The organism is Bradyrhizobium sp. STM 3843 (assembly GCF_000239815.1).
Classification (GTDB): domain Bacteria; phylum Pseudomonadota; class Alphaproteobacteria; order Rhizobiales; family Xanthobacteraceae; genus Bradyrhizobium.
This window is the reverse complement of the sequence record NZ_CAFK01000299.1, coordinates 14,125-29,349: the sequence shown is the minus strand read 5'-3', so window position 1 is coordinate 29,349 and position 15,225 is coordinate 14,125. Positions and strand designations below refer to the sequence as shown.

Sequence of the window (15,225 nt, the reverse complement as noted above, 5' to 3'; positions counted from 1 at the left end):
TAACGAGATGAGCAGAGCAGTCGAACGTGATGTGCTTGCCGGGGCCGGTCTCGCGCTGTCGGTGCTGGCCGCAGCCGCGGTCCTGGCTCCGAAGGCTGGGAGTTCGCGAATTCGCTCACAAAGAATAGCAGCGCTGCCAAGATCCGGTCCGCAGCCGCGCACCGCAGTGCGGGCCGCGCGCCGGCTGAACGGTGCTGCGGGGATGCTGGCCGCTTCGGTGCTCGCCGACAGCAGCGTCGAACATTACCGAGGCTCATTCAAGAACAGGGCGATGTACACGCCGCTTGTCGTCTCGGCCTTGACTTTGGCGACGAGCCTGCACGGCACCTCCGACATGCGGCCGCTTGCGCACAGGCTGCGCGATGGTTGCTATCTGCTAGCAGCTGCCACGGGCCTGCTTGGAACAGGCTTCCATTTCTACAATGTCACCAAAAAGGTCGGCGGCTTCAGCTGGCAGAACCTGTTCTATGGCGCCCCGCTCGGCGCGCCGATGGCGATCCTGTTGTCGGGGCTGCTCGGCTTTTGCTCGGAACGGGTGCGGGAAACCGCTCGATCACCACGACCGGAGATGTTCGGCCTGCCGGCCGCGCGCACCATTGCGGCGGTGACCGGCGCAGGGCTGCTGGGCACGAGCGGCGAGGCAGGGCTGTTGCATTTCCGCGGCGCGTTCCACAATCCGTTCATGGCCGTTCCGGTGACGCTGCCTCCGATCGGCGCCGCGCTGCTGTTCAATGCGGCCGCGCGCGGCCAGGGCCGAGCCCATCCGTTCACCCGCGCCTGGATGTGGCTGCTGACGGCGATGGGCCTCGCCGGCGTCGGCTTCCATGCCTATGGCGTCTCCCGCAACATGGGCGGTTGGCGCAATTGGAGCCAGAACGTGTTGAACGGGCCGCCATTGCCGGCGCCGCCGAGCTTCACCGGGCTTGCTCTGGCAGGGCTCGCAGCGCTCGGCCTGATGAGGGAGCATCGAGATGCATGACCGGTCGCGCAATCGCATCACTCAGGATCGGTATCCGGACTACGACGTGCTCGCCAAGCGCAATGGGCCGTCGTGGAACGACAAGACGCGCGAGGTCATCGCGCGGCGTCTATCAATCGATTCGCAACCGCTGTTCTTCGCCGCGGAGGAGTTCGAAACCTTGACCGCGATCGCGGCGCGGATCGTGCCGCAGCCGGCCTCGCGGCCCCAGATTCCGGTGGCGGCGCTCATCGATCGCAAGCTGCACGAGGGCGTGTCCGACGGCTATCGCCTTGCCGGAATGCCGCGCGAGCGTGAGGCGTGGCGGCGTGGCTTGCACGCACTCGACGCTGAAGCACGCCTCGCCTTCAGTGAACGCTTCGCGGGACTGTCTGGCGCGCAGCAGGACGAACTGCTGCATCGTGCAGAAGCCGGACGATTGAACGCGCCGGAATGGGGCAGCATGCGTTGTAGCGACTTCTTCAAGCGCCGTCTGCTGCATGACATCGTGCTCGCCTACTACTCGCATCCCGTCGCCTGGAACGAAATCGGATGGGGCGGCCCGGCGAGCCCCCGTGGCTATGTGCGGCTCGACTACAATGAGCGCGACCCATGGGAGGCGGCCGAAGCCAGACCGGGGCACGAGAGTGAGGCCGCCAGGACCAATCGCCATGTACGATGATGCGCTACATATGCCGCGCGCGCGGCAAGGCCAGGCCCCCGACGTGTTCCGCCCCGGCGGCTGGGTGCCGATGCGGGAATACCGAAATGACGAGCCGGTCGATTTCGTCATCGTCGGCACCGGTGCCGGCGGCGGCACACTGGCCTGTAAGCTCGCCGAATACGGTTTCTCCGTCGTCGCCTTCGATGCCGGTCCGTACTTCCGCCCGCTTGAAGATTTCGCGTCTGATGAAGCCGAGCAGACCAAACTCTACTGGACCGATGATCGTATCGTGGACGGCGCCAATCCGTTGCAGCTTGGCAGCAACAACAGCGGCAAGGCGGTGGGCGGTTCGACGGTCCATTTCGCCATGGTGTCGCTTCGCTTCCGGCCCGAATGGTTCAAGTCGCGCACCGTGCTCGGCTATGGCGCCGACTGGCCGCTCGATTGGCGCGAGATGTGGGACTACTACACCGAGGTCGAGCAGGCGCTCAAGATCTCGGGTCCCGTGACCTATCCGTGGGGACCGCCGCGACCGCGCTATCCGTATCGCGCGCATCCGCTCAATGCCGCCGCGCGCGCGCTTGCCAAAGGTTGCGAGGCGCTCGGCATCGACTGGACCGAAACGCCGCTCGCCACGATTTCAGCCCCGCGCGGGCTTGCGCATCCCTGCGTCTATCGCGGCTTCTGCGTCACCGGCTGTTCGACCAATGCCAAACAGAGCGCGTTGGTGACGTGGATTCCGCGCGCGCTCGCGGCCGGCGCTGAAATCCGCGATCTCGCCATGGTCGGGCGCATCGAGGTCGATGACAACGGCCTCGTCTCAGGCGTTCACTATCATCGTGACGACGGCTGGCACTTCCAGCGCGCGCGCAACGTCGTGGTTGCAGGCTACGCCATCGAGACGCCGCGGCTGTTGTTGAATTCGGCGACTGACCGATATCGCGACGGCCTCGCCAACAGCTCAGGCCTGGTCGGCAAGAACCTGATGACGCAATCCAATCAGGCGGTCTGGGGCGTCATGGACGACGAGGTCCGGTCCTACAAGGGCCCGCCGTCGCTCGCGATCACCGAGCACTGGAACTACGCCGATAAGGGCAAGGATTTCTTCGGCGGCTACGCCTATATGAGCCAGGGCCCTCTGCCGCAACTCTGGGCCAATACCCAGGCCAGCGCGCACGGATTGTGGGGCGGGCCGTTGGTCGAGGAGATGAAGAACTACAATCACGTCGTCGGCCTGAAGATCGTCGGCGAGATGCTGCCGCAGGAGACGAGCCGCGTCACGTTGGCGGACGAGGTGGACCAATATGGCCTGCGCATCCCGCGCGTCACCTATTCCTGGTGCGACAATGACAAGCGGCTGATCGATCATTCGCTCAAATTCATGAGCCGGGCGCTGCAGGCCGCCGGTGCAAAGGATCTCTGGATCCAGGAGGATGACACCTGTCATCTCAACGGCACCGCCAGGATGGGGGATGATGCCGGAACCAGCGTCGTCAACGCGGACTGCCGCAGCTGGGATATTCCGAACCTGTGGATCTGCGACGGATCGGTGTTTCCGACCGTCGGTGGAGTCAATCCGTCGCTCACGATCCAGGCCATCGCCTGCCGTACCGCGGATCGGATTCGCGCGATGGCGCGCCGAGGCGAGCTCAACCGTTCGGCCCGCAGAAGCTCGGCACCGATATCGGCGACCACGGATGCAACAGCATCAACAGCATAATGAGAGGGCCGGCAGTGGAGGCGTGAGATGGAAGCGGTCGGATGCACAGTGTGGGCGATCCCGGAGGGCTACATTCCAAGCGGCAGCGTCAGCCAGGCGCATGACCTTGTCTCGCACGAGGCGGCCTGCTTCCTGAACGCGAGCGACAGGGACGCCGAGATCAAGATCACGCTGTTCTTTCGCGACCGCGAACCGATCGGCCCCTATCGGCTGACAGTTCCGAGCCGGCGCACCGTCCACATGCGCTTCAACGACCTGACCGATCCGGCGCCAGTGCCGCGCGACACCAGTTATGCCTCTCTGATCGAGGCAAGCGCTCCGGTGGTGGTTCAGCATACGAGGCTGGACTCGCGCCAGCCCGCCATGGCTTTGCTGTCGACCGTCGCATACCCGGTCGCTGCGTCCTGAGACGTTGTTCTCGCGCTGGCCGGCCCTCGCGGCGACACGACAGAAGGAACCGAATCTGAAGCCAGAACTTAGCTTGAGGGGACCTCGGCGTCGCCCCGGTCTGCGCTTGCGACCGCAGATGCGTCAGAGTGGTGATCGTGGGGAGCGTGCTTGAGATGACGAAAGCTCAGTCGGCAACCGTCCATCCGCGTGGCGGCCAGCGGGTCGTACCGGTTTTGGCCGCTGCCGCCGTACGCAACAGATTGCTGCAACTCGTGCCTGCGCGGGAGCTTGCTGTGATCCTGCAGGCCGCTGACAGGGTCGAGCTCAAGCCACGTCAGGTGCTGCATCATTGGCGGCTGCCGATGGACTACGTCTATTTCGTCGAAAGCGGTCTGGTTTCCGTTTCGGCCAAGGTCGATGACGGGCGCTTCATCGAAGCCTGGCTGATCGGCGCCGAGGGGATGGTCGGTGCGCCATACTTGCTGGCCCCGGACGACACCAGCCCACCGCATCGTCGCGTGGTGCAAGTGGGCGGGATGGCGCTGCGAATACGGACCACCGCTTTCACCGCAATCATGGAAAATCTGCCGGCACTTCGCGAAGTGCTGCTGCGCTACATCAACGTCGTCCTGTTGCAGACCTCGCAGGCTGGCGCGTGCAACTCGTTGCATTCGGTGAAGCAGCGGTTGGCCCGCTGGCTGCTTCTAGCCGAACGCGCGTTGGACTCGCCCGAGTTGCCGCTGACGCATGCTGTTCTTGCCCAGCTGCTTGGCGTGCGCCGCGCCAGCGTCAGCGAAGGCCTCGATGCATTCGAGCGGGAAGGCGGCATCGTCAATGCGCGGGCAGCGATCACGATTACGGACCAGGCCATGCTAGAGAAGGCGGTGTGTTCCTGCTTCGGTTTGATCCAGCGCGAATATGATCGGCAGATCGGAGGTTTTTGCTCAAGGCATGCGGGTGAGACACGTTAGGCGAGCGTGCTAGTTCCCCTCTGGAACAGCTGGGTCCAAAGTGCGTTTGGCTCGGGAGTGTCAGGAGAGTGCGGGCCACATGCGAAGCTGGAAATATCGGCTGGTCTGGCTGGTCGGCGCGGGTTGTGTGGCCGTCATCGGGGCCGCCGCGATCGCCTGGTGGATCACAGCTCCGCGGCCCGCCTTCTCATCCGATGCGACGTCCCTCTTCGATCAGGCCGGCGATGCCAGACGCGGTGAGCAGGTGTTTCTAGCAGGCGACTGCTCGTCCTGCCACGCCTCGCCGGGCCAGCCGGATCGGCTCCGGCTCGGCGGCGGGCTCGCGCTCGAATCTGCCTTTGGAACGTTCCGTGCCCCAAACATTTCAAGTGATCCCAAGGACGGCATCGGCGCCTGGACCGTCAAGGATCTCGCCAATGCTTTGTTGAGCGGCGTCTCGCCGGCCGGCAGCCACTATTATCCAGTGTTTCCTTATCCAAGCTTTGCACATCTTACTGTCGAAGACATCGCCGATCTGAGGGCGTATTTGCGGACCCTGCCGCCTGTCGCCGGCCGCGCCCCTCCGCATGATCTGCATCCGCTCTACAGGGTCCGGCGCTTTGTCGGATTCTGGAAGCTGCTCTACTTCCGGCCGGGCGAGATCAAGCCCGATCCGGCGCGAGACGAGCAGTGGAATCGCGGGCGTTATCTGGTCGAAGCGGCAGGCCATTGCGCCGAATGCCACTCCACGCGCGATCTGTTCGGCGGCATCAAGGACAAGACCCGCTTTGCCGGAGGAATGGATCCGGTCGGCACCGGCTTTTATCCGAACATCACGCCGGAGCGGATCGGCAACTGGTCGGAAGCCGACATCGCCGAAATCCTGAGATCAGGCAAAACGCCCGATCATGGCCGGGTCGGTTCTTCTATGGCCGATGTCGTCAATAACACCTCGAAGCTGCCGCAAGAGGACCGGGAGGCGATTGCGACCTACATCAAGTCGCTGCCTCCCCGGCCGACCGAGAAGCCATGAGCCACCTCATTGCGAGTAGAGGTAAGCAGCAACGTCGCGTGCCTCGGCCTCGGTGATGCCGGTGGCCGGCATTGCGGTGCGCGGTGAGAACGTCTGCGGCGACACCATCCACTGTACGAGATTGTCGGGCGAATTGTTGGCGACGCCGCCGATATAGACGCGGCGGCTGAGGCCGGTGAGCGGCGGCCCCACTTCGCCATCGGCGCCAGCCAGGCCCGGAATGGTGTGGCAGCCGCCGCAGCCGTAGCGGCGCATGATCTCAGGCGCGTGTTTCGGATCGCCCCCGGTCATTGCGCGCGCGATCTGCTCGGTCTTCTGCCGGGACGACCAGGCCATGGTGCTGCCGACGACAGTCGCCACGCAGACCACCACGACGACGGCGCCGATCCATATCGATCTAGACAGCATTGAGGACATCGGCTTGCCTCGCTTTCTCGCTGGAGCGTCGGATCCATAATGCGAGCAGGGTCAGCGCCGCTCCGGCGTAGATCGTGCCGGCCGGCACCCACATGATGATCCCGGCGAGCTGCTGGTCCTCGAGCGGCGTAAGACCCCAGTCTGCGGCCGTCGCGGTCTGCACGCCATAGAGCACCCGCGGCGCCAGCGCCATCAGCGCGCCCAGCACGCTGGTGTGAAACATGGTGACGATGACGTGCCAGGCCGCTTGCCCGGTCGGGCTGCGCCAGAGCACGGCCCACCAGAACAGAACGGCGGTGACGAAGAAGCTCACATGCTGCAGCCGGTGCAGCGTGACGTTCTCGACGGCGGCATCGAACAGGATCGGCGCATGCCAGACCCAGATCGCGATGCCGTGGAGCAGGGTGGCCGTGCCGCCGCTGGCAAGCGCGCTCCAGGTAGCACGCACCAGCGCACTGCGCAGCAGCGTGCCGGCCTGCCGCCGCGCGGGCTGCGGGAGCGCCCACAGCATCACGCCGATGGGCCGGGCGGCCACGATCAGCGGCGCCGAGACCGCCATCAGGATCTCATGCTCGATCATGTGGAAGGTGAAGAGATGCTCGCCCAGCCAATGCAGCGGCGAGACCAGTGCAATCGCCAGGCTCACCCAGCCCGACCAGAAGGCGAGCGCGCGCCAGCTTGCGCGGCGGCGCTTGCGCCGCCTGGATAGAACCAGGCTTCCCGCGGCGTAGAATCCCGCGATTGAAAGCAGCGGTGAGAGGATCCAGGGATCGAACGTCCACGAAGCGGTCAGTTCGTCCGTCGCAGCGCCATGCGCGAGCGCTGTGCCGCTCGCGGCGGCAAGGAGAGCGATGGCAATCAGCGTTCGCATCCGCTCAGCACCAGCGAGGCGGCGCCTTGTAACGCAACCGCAAAGGCAAACACAAGCGCGGAGAGCGCGCTCAAGCGCGAGGCAAACGGCAAGCTCCGATCGTCGCCGATCGACGGGCGGCTGTCGAGGCGCCAGGAGATCGTGGCCGAGGCAAGCATGATGAGCATGCCGGCGAAGGAGATGAGGGTCGACGGCCGCGCTGTCGCGATGCAGTCACGCGTCGAAAGGATATCGCCGAGCTGGGTATTGGCAGCCCAGATCACCCCGCCGATCACCAGGCCGGCCCAGGCCATCAATTTCGCCGAGGTGCTTGGTAGCCTCATAGCCGTGCCAACCAATAGATGCAGCCGTAGATGGGAAGCCACGTGGCGACGACAAAGTTCCAATACATTGCGTTGTCCTCGACATCGCCGAAGCGACGCGGATTGTCGGCGTGTCGGCTGAACATCAGCGCCGCCAGTACCAGCGTGTCGACAAGATCGGTCAGGATATGCGTGGTGTGCAGCCCGAGCAGGGTCCAGACGATCGAGCCATAGGCATTGGTGTCCCATTTGACGTTGAGCGCGGGGAACTCGAACGCGCGGACGATCAGCGGCACGATGCCGAACACCGACATCACGACCATGCCGATCTGCACCTTGCGCAGATCCTGCTGCCTGGCCCAGCGCGAGATCAGCACATTTGGAATCACGCTGATGAGCAGGATGACCGTGAGCAGCGTTCCCGGCAGCAGGGCCGGCGGCGGCGCGTTGAGCGGCCAGATCGGCGCCAGGCTCATTAGATAGAGATAGACGGCGATGACGAGGGCGAATCCAGTGCCTTCGATCAGCATGAAGCCGAGCGTGCCCCACCAGGTGACGCTGGCGCTGCCAAGTCCGTGCAACGGCAGCTTGGAGAGATCGAGAACGACGCGCTCCCTCATGCCTCGTCCTCCGGCGTGCCGCTCGGCCAGAACCAGCCGATCAGCGTGATCGCGACCGGGATCGAGCCCCACACGACGGCCCATGGCGAGAAGATCGACCAGATCAGCATGATGGTGGTGGTGATCGCCGTGAGCAGCGGCCAGATCGAGTTTTGCGGCGAAGACTCGCGTGCCTGCGGCTCCGCGATGGTGATGGTCGTGATCACGATCTCGCGCCGGTCGCTATGCAGCCCGCTCGCGACATTGAGCGATCCCGGCTGGTCCCACAGCGGATAGGCGCTGCCGACAACCGGGATATGCGCGAAATTGTAGGCGGGCGGAGGCGAGCTGGTCGCCCATTCCAAGGTCGGCGCATCCCAGGGATTGTCGCCGGCCGGATTGCCGGACCGTGCGCTGATGATCGCGTCGATGAAGAAGATCAGGAAGCCGGCGGCAAGGATCAGCGCGCTTGCGCTGACGAACAGGTTCAGCCCATGCCAGGGTAAATCCGGCTGATAGGTGTAGATGCGCCGCGGCATTCCTTCGAGGCCGAGGATGTGCATCGGGAAGAAGGTAAGATGGAAGCCGATGAAGATCAGCCAGAACGCCCACTTGCCGCGGCGCTCGCTCATCATGCGCCCGGTAAATTTCGGAAACCAGTAGTAGACGGCGCCGAGCAGCGGGAACACGGCGCCGCCGATCAGCACGTAGTGGAAGTGGGCGACAACGAAATAGGTGTCGTGCACCTGGGTGTCGAACGGCACCGAGGCCACCATGACCCCGGTCAGCCCGCCGATCACGAAGGTGACAATGAAGCCAATCACGAACAACAACGGCGTCTTGAACACCGGCCTGCCGTCCCAGAGCGTGGCGATCCAGCAGAAGATCTGAATGCCGGCCGGAATCGCGATCGCCATGCTGGAGGCGGTGAAGAAGCTCTCGCCGAGCCGCGGCAGGCCGGTCACGAACATGTGGTGCACCCACAGGCCGAAGGCGAGAATGCCGGTCGCAATCAGCGCCATGACGAGCGCGAGATAACCGAATATGGGACGCCGGGCGAAGGTCGCGATCAACGTCGACACCATGCCGACCGCCGGCAGGAAGATGATGTAGACTTCCGGATGGCCGAAGAACCAGAACAGATGCTGCCACAGCAGCACGTCGCCGCCCTCGGCCGGATTGAAGAAATGGGTGCCGACCAGGCGATCCAGGATCAGGCTCGTGCTCGCCACCATGATCGCCGGCATCGCCATGATGACCACGAAGGAGGTGACCAGCATCGACCACACGAACAGCGGGATGCGGTCGAGCGACATGCCGGGCGCGCGCTGCTTGAACACGGTGACGACGATTTCGACTGCCACCGCCAGCGCCGCGAGCTCCGTGAAGGTGATCATCTGCGCCCAGATGTCGGCGCGCTTGCCCGGCGCATATTGCGGGCCTGACAACGGTACATAGGCGAACCAGCCGACATCGGGACCCATGTCGAGTGCGAAGGCGATCCACAGCAGCAGGCCGCCGGCGAGGAAGATCCAGTAGGAGAATGCGTTGAGCCGCGGGAAGGCGATGTTGCGGGTGCCGACCATCAGCGGCACCAGATAGACCCCCATCGCTTCCATCACCGGTACCGCGAACAGGAACATCATGTTCGCGCCGTGCATCGTGAACACCTGGTTGAATCGATCAGGCCCCAGCACCCGCGCCTCGGGTTGCGCAAGTTGCAGCCGCATCAGCAGCGCCAGCACGCCGCCGAGCACGAGGAAGACGAACGCGGTGACGATGTAGCGGCGACCGATGATCTTGTGGTCGACCGTCGTCAGCGCGCCCCACAGCCCGCGCTCCGTCTTCCAGGTCTGCGCCAGTGCGGTGGCGAGCCTCGTGCCATCGAGCTCCGTGTCCAGTGTTTCCGCGCGCGCTATTGTCTCTGTCATTTCAGGCTCGCCAGATAGGCCGATATCGCGCGCAGCTCCTCGGGCGCCAGCGGCACCAGCGGCATGTTGTTGCCCGGCTTCAAGGTCTGCGGATCGGCGATCCAGGCCGCGAGCGAGCCGCGCGTGGTCTCGAACAGGCCGGCGCCGATGGTCTTGCGACTGCCGACATGGGTCAGATCCGGGCCGCTCGTGCCCGTTGCCTTTGTGCCGCGGATGCTGTGGCAGGCGGCGCACGGTTTCGACATGAACGCATCGCGGCCGGCAGCGATTTCCTCGTCGGACGCCTGCGTCGCAGGCGCGCGCTGCGCGGCCGCCCAGCGCTCGAAATCCTGCGGCTCATCGGCGATGACGAAGAAAGACATGTGCGCATGCTGCAAGCCGCAGAACTCCGCACATTGGCCGCGATAGATCCCAGGGCGCTCGGCGCGGATCGTGATCTCGTTGATCCTCCCGGGAATGAGATCCTGTTTGCCGGCAAGGCTCGGCACCCAGAAGGAATGGATCACGTCGTCGCCTTCGAGCACCAGGTGCACGTTCCGTCCGGCCGGGATATGGATCTCGTTGGCGGTGTCGAACGCCTGCTTCGGATTGGGTCTGAGATATTGCACGCCCCACCACCATTGCATGCCGCTGATGCGGATGGTGAGGTCGTCGCTGCCGGCGACGCTGAGGGCTCGGGTGGTGAAGAAACTCGCGAGCGTGAAGATCGAGATGATCACCACGGTCAGCCCGACGCAGGCGGTAACGATGCGGCCCATGCGGCGCTCGCGCTCAGGAATGAGCTCCGTCGGTGCTCGCCAAGCCGCACGCCGGCGCGCCAATGCGTAGATCATGGCCACCATCACAAGCGCCCAGACGATCGAGCACACCGCGACGATGAAGATGATCAGGTGCTTCAGACTGATCGCGGACGCGCCATGCGCCTGCAAGGCAGACTGCCAGTTCTCACAGCCGGCGAGCGATATCGCGGCGAGCAGAGCTAGTAGCCGCGCAACGCGCCGGATCACGGCGTCGGCCCCTGATCGGGATGAACGGGGGTCGGACCCTGGTCGAACAGGATCGCAGCCGGCGCGCGGTTTTCGGACGGACGCACCTGCTTGTCGTCGTTCCGTGAGGGCGCCGCGGTCTTGGCCGAGTAGGCGCCGATGGTCTGGACATAGCCGGCGAGCTGCCAGATCTCGTCGGTCGTCATCTTGTTCTTGAACGCCGGCATGCCATGCGGGCGGCCATCGCGGATCGAGGCGAAGATCGAGACCATCTCCGGGCCGTAGTACCACCATCCGTCCAGGAAGGATGGTCCGATGCCGCCTTGGCCATCGCCATGGCAACCCTTGCAGCCGAACCAGGTGTAAAGCCGTTTGCCCTCACTCAGGTTGTAGGCGTTGGTCTCGAACGGCCTGTCGAGCGCGAAGTAAACCTGCGGCGGTGCACCGGCGATGCGGTTCTGCATCAGCGCGATCTTGTCCAACGCAGCCGCGACCGGAGGATCGAGCCGCAGCTCGCGCTTCTCCCGCTCACATCCTCCCAACGTCACGATGCAGATCAACAGCACGACCATCCGCATGGTGAGATCCTGAAACGGAACGTACAATCTTCGAACGGCCGATCGGTTCCTAGTGAGTTCCAGCTTGATCCATTCCGTTCACGTTGTCGGACGTCATGTTGGCGATGGCGGTTCGGACCGCGGCGATGCCTTCAACGCCGTTCATCAGCGCGATCTCGCCCTGCTGCTCGTGGCGGATGGCATGCGCCATGATGCGCAGCCTGAGGTCACCCTGGCCGTGCCATTCCTGATCGGCCATCGCGACCGCGCCCCGGTGATGAACGCTCATCAGTTGAATGAAGACGGCATCGAACTGCTCAGGACTGGCGTCGCGTGCCTCTTGCATCTGCGCTTGCGTCAAATAGCCCGGCATGTCCGCGCGTTCCTGCGCGCTGCAGTCCGGCATTGGCGTGCCGAACCAGCTTTGCCACCAATTGTCGAAGATGCGGTTCTCGCCGGCCTGCCTCGCGACCATCAGACGTGCAAGCGATTGCAGAGAGGGATCGCGTGCGCGCTCAGTGCCGAGCAGTGCCAGCACGATGCCCTGGCGGTGATGCGTCGTCATATGGCGGATGTAGTCCTGGTCCGCGACGCGATCCATTCCTAGCCACGGGAACTCGCGCACCGACGCACCAAAGCCTGCCATCGCACCGAGGATCGCGACCACGGCGGCGCCACCGCGAGCCCAGGCCTTGGCGAAGCGGACCTCAGGCGATCGGGGTGCGGCGCCGAGCGGGAACCGCAACCACGCGAACAGCGGATACATCGCAGCCGATGACATGTGGACCAGCAGGCCGATCCAATAGGGCTGCTGCAAGGTGAAGATCGGCTGGAAGAACGGAAACAGGGGCACCAGCAGCAGCCACTCGGTTGCCGAGGTGAAAACGGCCCAAGGCATCGCGACCGCGAAGATAGTGAGTGGTCGAAGCTCTGCAGTCCAGCGGCCGAACAGGCCGAAGAACACCAGCGCCCAGGAGAAGTCGGCCCATTGATGGAAAGCGATCCCGCCTGCGATCGCGCCCCAGCTCGGCTCTGCTGTGATCACGCCGTCACGCAAGGGAATGGCGGCGACCGTCATCCAGTCGACCGCGGCATCGCGCCCGATTCGCGCCGCGGCGAGCTGACTGACCAGCGTGGAGAAGGTGCTGCTGACCAGCCCCAGCTTGGCGGCCGCGATCCAGTTCGATTGAGCTGACAACATGTCGCCGACAACAGATCAGTTCGGAACCTGAGCTCCAAGCCGACATGCACCAAAACGTTCCGATGCACAGCGACCAGGAACGATCAGGAGCGGCCGCGATTGGACCGATGCTTGCTAACAGCCTGAAAGGAGAATGTCGTGGCATCACAGGGCCAATTCGCAATCGTCACGGGCGCGTCGACCGGTATCGGTCTGGAACTGGCGCGCTGTTGCGCGAAAGACGGTTTCGACCTCCTGATCGTCGCCGACGAGCCGGAGATCGAGCAGGCGGCGGCATCGTTGCGCGCAAACGGAGCAAGGGTCGAGGCGATCCAGGCCGACCTCGCGACCAGCGAAGGTGTCGAGAAGCTCTGTACCGCCACGCAGGGGCGTCCCGTCGATGCTCTGCTCGCAAATGCCGGCCGCGGTCTTGGACGCGCGTTCCTCGACCAGGACCTTGGCGAGATCCGCCGGGTCATCGATACCAATGTCACGGGCACCGTGGAGCTGATCCACAAAATCGGCAACGACATGCGCCGCCGCAATGCAGGTCGCATCCTCATCACCGGCTCGATCGCAGGCTTTACACCCGGCGCCTTCCAGGCGATCTACAACGGCACGAAAGCGTTCCTCAACTCGTTCTCCTTTGCGATCCGTGAGGAGTTGAGGGACACCAAGATCACGGTCACTTGTCTGATGCCCGGCGCCACCGAAACCGAGTTCTTCCGCCGCGCCGACATGATGGACACCAAGATCGGCACCGAGGACAAGGACGATGCTGGCGACGTGGCGCGCCAAGGGTTTGATGCGATGATGGCCGGCGAGGGCGACGTCGTGACCGGCTTGAAGAACAAGGTCCAGTCGTCGGTTGCGAATGTAACGCCGGCCGCTGCGCTCGCCAAGCAGCATCGCAGCCAGGCCGAGCCCGGAACGGCGAAGCACTAGGCCCGCGACAAGGCCCGAAGATGCCCTTCCTTGTCAATGTGCTCGCGAGCCTGTCGCTGGCTGTCGCGATTGGCTGCGCGCTGTGGATCGCCGCTGACGAAATGCGGCATCCGCAGCGCATGCGCATCATGAACGTCGTCTGGCCAATCACAGCCTTATATGCCGGCCCGTTGGCGCTCGCGGCCTATCTTTCGTTCGGGCGAAACATCGGGGGCGGAAAGCATTCGGAACATTCGGAAGGAAAGCATCGGAAATCCGAGCACTGGCCGCCTCCGACCTCAGTCGTCAAAGGCGCAACGCATTGCGGCGCAGGCTGCACGCTGGGCGATGTCATCGCCGAGACGCTCCTGCAATTGGTTCCCGGGCTTGCGGTGATCCTGGGCTGGCACGTGCTCTGGCGGGACAAGATCTTCTCGGCCTGGGTCCTCGACTTCATCCTCGCGTTTGGATTTGGCATCCTGTTCCAGTATTTCTCGATCAAGCCGATGCATCCTGAATTGAGTCGTGAGACAGCCCTGAAGCGCGCGTTGCAGGCGGACACTTTGTCTCTGATTGCCTGGCAGATCGGCATGTACGCTGTCATGGCGTTGGCGCATTTCGTCGTCTTCCCACGCCTTCTCGGGACCGCGTTGCCCGAGGGGAGCCCGGCGTTCTGGTGGGTGATGCAGTTTGCCATGCTTGCAGGTCTCGCAACCTCTTACCCGGTCAACCGCTGGCTGATCGCGTCAAAGCTGAAGGAAGCGATGTGACACAGGAGGCGCTGAGCGATGCAGCGCCCGAGACGACTACTGGACCGTCAGAACAATCTTTCCGACCGTGTGGCCCTTTTCCACCGCTGTCATGGCCGCAGCGGCGGAGTCCAGCGCGAAGCTCTGCTGCAGATGCGGCCGCATCTTGCCCTCGGCTACCAGCGATGCGATCTCGGCGAGCTCAGCGCCGTCGGCCTCGACGGTGTAACGTGTCGCGCGCACACCATGCTGCTTCGCCGTCTCCTGCGAGGGCGGGGTCAGGGTCGAGACCAGGATGCCGCCCCGCTTCAGGAGCAGCCAGGACCGCTCGCGCGTCTCGCCGTCGATCAGGTCGAACACCATGTCGAGATCGGCTGCGTGGTCCTCGAACCGCTGCGTTCTGTAATCGATTGCGACGTCGGCGCCGAGCGATCGGGCGAAATTGACGTTGTCCGCTGACACGGTCGTCAGCACCCTGGCGCCCTTGGCCTTCGCGAACTGGATGGCAAAGTGACCGACGCCACCTGTCCCGCCATGGATGAGCACCGACTGCCCGGCCTGCAGCCGGCCATGGCGGAACAGGCCTTGCCATGCCGTCTGGCCGGCGAGGGGGATCGCTGCGGCATGCACGTGGTCGAGCATAGTAGGCTTCAGTGCCACCGCACGCTCGTCGAGAACGACCTGCTCCGAATAGCCACCGCCATAAATGTTGACGATGCCGAACACCTCGTCGCCGGGCTTGAAGCGGGTCGCCTGCGCGCCGCAGGCGAGCACGGTGCCGGAGAGGTCGCGCCCCGGCGCATATGGCAGGCGGTCGTTCTTGACGGCGGGATATTTGCCGGAGCGGATCTTGAAGTCGACCGGATTGACGCTGGCCGCACGCACGGCAACCAAAATCTGGCCAGCATCCGGCTGCGACGGTTCGACCTGATCCGACTGGATCACATCCGCACCGCCAAATCTGTGAAATCGCATGCGCCGGATCGTGGCCATG

General features: G+C 64.3%; 17 protein-coding genes. 8 read left to right on the top strand and 9 right to left on the bottom strand.

Features of this window, described 5'->3' with window-relative positions:
* Nucleotides 1-7: 7 nt before the first annotated feature.
* From BRAS3843_RS30515 to BRAS3843_RS30490, 6 genes are all read left to right on the top strand, one after another.
* Nucleotides 8-979 carry a hypothetical protein gene (locus tag BRAS3843_RS30515; protein WP_008973025.1) on the top strand — a complete coding sequence of 324 codons (972 nt, stop codon included), beginning with the start codon at nucleotides 8-10 and terminating at the stop codon, nucleotides 977-979.
* Nucleotides 972-1,640, top strand: coding sequence for a gluconate 2-dehydrogenase subunit 3 family protein (locus tag BRAS3843_RS30510; protein WP_008973024.1), 669 nt, complete (start codon nucleotides 972-974; stop codon nucleotides 1,638-1,640). The genes BRAS3843_RS30515 and BRAS3843_RS30510 overlap by 8 nt, the downstream gene beginning before the upstream one ends.
* Nucleotides 1,630-3,342 carry a GMC family oxidoreductase gene (locus BRAS3843_RS30505; RefSeq protein ID WP_008973023.1) on the top strand — a complete coding sequence of 571 codons (1,713 nt, stop codon included), beginning with the start codon at nucleotides 1,630-1,632 and terminating at the stop codon, nucleotides 3,340-3,342. The genes BRAS3843_RS30510 and BRAS3843_RS30505 overlap by 11 nt, the downstream gene beginning before the upstream one ends.
* Nucleotides 3,343-3,369: 27 nt before the next feature.
* The gene (locus BRAS3843_RS30500) at nucleotides 3,370-3,750 is read left to right on the top strand and encodes a sensory rhodopsin transducer (RefSeq protein ID WP_008973022.1); all 381 of its coding nucleotides are present in this window, start codon (nucleotides 3,370-3,372) and stop codon (nucleotides 3,748-3,750) included.
* 155 nt (nucleotides 3,751-3,905) lie between these two features.
* On the top strand, nucleotides 3,906-4,703 hold the full coding sequence (locus BRAS3843_RS30495) for a Crp/Fnr family transcriptional regulator (RefSeq protein ID WP_035983339.1): 798 nt from the start codon (nucleotides 3,906-3,908) through the stop codon (nucleotides 4,701-4,703).
* 79 nt (nucleotides 4,704-4,782) lie between these two features.
* A complete protein-coding gene (locus tag BRAS3843_RS30490; protein ID WP_008973020.1) occupies nucleotides 4,783-5,715 on the top strand; it encodes a cytochrome c in 933 nt (310 codons plus the stop codon).
* Between the two features lie 6 nt (nucleotides 5,716-5,721).
* On the opposite strand, the gene BRAS3843_RS30485 is transcribed toward BRAS3843_RS30490, so the two are convergent.
* From BRAS3843_RS30485 to BRAS3843_RS30450, 8 genes are read right to left on the bottom strand one after another with little or no spacing between them, the layout of a single operon-like run.
* A complete protein-coding gene (locus BRAS3843_RS30485) occupies nucleotides 5,722-6,132 on the bottom strand; it encodes a c-type cytochrome (protein ID WP_035983336.1) in 411 nt (136 codons plus the stop codon).
* Nucleotides 6,113-7,003 (bottom strand): cytochrome c oxidase assembly protein, encoded by an 891-nt coding sequence (locus BRAS3843_RS30480; protein ID WP_008973018.1) that lies wholly within the window; start codon nucleotides 7,001-7,003, stop codon nucleotides 6,113-6,115. Before BRAS3843_RS30480 ends, BRAS3843_RS30485 begins: the two co-directional genes overlap by 20 nt.
* A complete protein-coding gene (locus BRAS3843_RS30475) occupies nucleotides 6,991-7,296 on the bottom strand; it encodes a hypothetical protein (protein ID WP_244425510.1) in 306 nt (101 codons plus the stop codon). The genes BRAS3843_RS30480 and BRAS3843_RS30475 overlap by 13 nt, the downstream gene beginning before the upstream one ends.
* A gap of 26 nt (nucleotides 7,297-7,322) precedes the next feature.
* A complete protein-coding gene (locus BRAS3843_RS30470; RefSeq protein ID WP_008973016.1) occupies nucleotides 7,323-7,925 on the bottom strand; it encodes a cytochrome c oxidase subunit 3 in 603 nt (200 codons plus the stop codon).
* Nucleotides 7,922-9,835, bottom strand: coding sequence for a cytochrome c oxidase subunit I (gene ctaD / locus BRAS3843_RS30465; protein WP_008973015.1), 1,914 nt, complete (start codon nucleotides 9,833-9,835; stop codon nucleotides 7,922-7,924). The genes BRAS3843_RS30470 and ctaD overlap by 4 nt, the downstream gene beginning before the upstream one ends.
* Complete coding sequence (gene coxB, locus BRAS3843_RS30460; RefSeq protein ID WP_008973014.1) at nucleotides 9,832-10,842, bottom strand: cytochrome c oxidase subunit II; 1,011 nt, start codon at nucleotides 10,840-10,842, stop codon at nucleotides 9,832-9,834. The genes ctaD and coxB overlap by 4 nt, the downstream gene beginning before the upstream one ends.
* The gene (locus BRAS3843_RS30455; RefSeq protein ID WP_008973013.1) at nucleotides 10,839-11,399 is read right to left on the bottom strand and encodes a cytochrome c; all 561 of its coding nucleotides are present in this window, start codon (nucleotides 11,397-11,399) and stop codon (nucleotides 10,839-10,841) included. The genes coxB and BRAS3843_RS30455 overlap by 4 nt, the downstream gene beginning before the upstream one ends.
* 49 nt (nucleotides 11,400-11,448) lie before the next feature.
* On the bottom strand, nucleotides 11,449-12,579 hold the full coding sequence (locus BRAS3843_RS30450) for a DUF305 domain-containing protein (RefSeq protein ID WP_008973012.1): 1,131 nt from the start codon (nucleotides 12,577-12,579) through the stop codon (nucleotides 11,449-11,451).
* Nucleotides 12,580-12,717: 138 nt separating this feature from the next.
* Between BRAS3843_RS30450 and BRAS3843_RS30445 the strand changes: the two genes are divergently transcribed.
* Nucleotides 12,718-13,503 carry an SDR family NAD(P)-dependent oxidoreductase gene (locus tag BRAS3843_RS30445; protein WP_008973011.1) on the top strand — a complete coding sequence of 262 codons (786 nt, stop codon included), beginning with the start codon at nucleotides 12,718-12,720 and terminating at the stop codon, nucleotides 13,501-13,503.
* Nucleotides 13,504-13,523: 20 nt separating this feature from the next.
* Complete coding sequence (locus tag BRAS3843_RS30440) at nucleotides 13,524-14,252, top strand: DUF4396 domain-containing protein (RefSeq protein WP_008973010.1); 729 nt, start codon at nucleotides 13,524-13,526, stop codon at nucleotides 14,250-14,252.
* A gap of 36 nt (nucleotides 14,253-14,288) precedes the next feature.
* Here BRAS3843_RS30440 and BRAS3843_RS30435 read toward each other — a convergent pair whose 3' ends face one another.
* Complete coding sequence (locus BRAS3843_RS30435; RefSeq protein ID WP_008973009.1) at nucleotides 14,289-15,224, bottom strand: NADP-dependent oxidoreductase; 936 nt, start codon at nucleotides 15,222-15,224, stop codon at nucleotides 14,289-14,291.
* Nucleotide 15,225: the final 1 nt, after the last annotated feature.

Excerpts from the sequence above, each read along its gene's own strand:
- BRAS3843_RS30515 (WP_008973025.1), top strand. The coding sequence starts at position 8 with ATGAGCAGAGCAGTCGAACGTGATGTGCTTGCCGGGGCCGGTCTCGCG.
- BRAS3843_RS30510 (WP_008973024.1), top strand. The coding sequence starts at position 972 with ATGCATGACCGGTCGCGCAATCGCATCACTCAGGATCGGTATCCGGAC.
- BRAS3843_RS30505 (WP_008973023.1), top strand. The coding sequence starts at position 1,630 with ATGTACGATGATGCGCTACATATGCCGCGCGCGCGGCAAGGCCAGGCC.
- BRAS3843_RS30500 (WP_008973022.1), top strand. The coding sequence starts at position 3,370 with ATGGAAGCGGTCGGATGCACAGTGTGGGCGATCCCGGAGGGCTACATT.
- BRAS3843_RS30495 (WP_035983339.1), top strand. The coding sequence starts at position 3,906 with ATGACGAAAGCTCAGTCGGCAACCGTCCATCCGCGTGGCGGCCAGCGG.
- BRAS3843_RS30490 (WP_008973020.1), top strand. The coding sequence starts at position 4,783 with ATGCGAAGCTGGAAATATCGGCTGGTCTGGCTGGTCGGCGCGGGTTGT.
- BRAS3843_RS30485 (WP_035983336.1), bottom strand. The coding sequence starts at position 6,132 with ATGTCCTCAATGCTGTCTAGATCGATATGGATCGGCGCCGTCGTCGTG.
- BRAS3843_RS30480 (WP_008973018.1), bottom strand. The coding sequence starts at position 7,003 with ATGCGAACGCTGATTGCCATCGCTCTCCTTGCCGCCGCGAGCGGCACA.
- BRAS3843_RS30475 (WP_244425510.1), bottom strand. The coding sequence starts at position 7,296 with ATGGCCTGGGCCGGCCTGGTGATCGGCGGGGTGATCTGGGCTGCCAAT.
- BRAS3843_RS30470 (WP_008973016.1), bottom strand. The coding sequence starts at position 7,925 with ATGAGGGAGCGCGTCGTTCTCGATCTCTCCAAGCTGCCGTTGCACGGA.
- ctaD (WP_008973015.1), bottom strand. The coding sequence starts at position 9,835 with ATGACAGAGACAATAGCGCGCGCGGAAACACTGGACACGGAGCTCGAT.
- BRAS3843_RS30455 (WP_008973013.1), bottom strand. The coding sequence starts at position 11,399 with ATGCGGATGGTCGTGCTGTTGATCTGCATCGTGACGTTGGGAGGATGT.
- BRAS3843_RS30450 (WP_008973012.1), bottom strand. The coding sequence starts at position 12,579 with ATGTTGTCAGCTCAATCGAACTGGATCGCGGCCGCCAAGCTGGGGCTG.
- BRAS3843_RS30440 (WP_008973010.1), top strand. The coding sequence starts at position 13,524 with ATGCCCTTCCTTGTCAATGTGCTCGCGAGCCTGTCGCTGGCTGTCGCG.
- BRAS3843_RS30435 (WP_008973009.1), bottom strand. The coding sequence starts at position 15,224 with ATGGCCACGATCCGGCGCATGCGATTTCACAGATTTGGCGGTGCGGAT.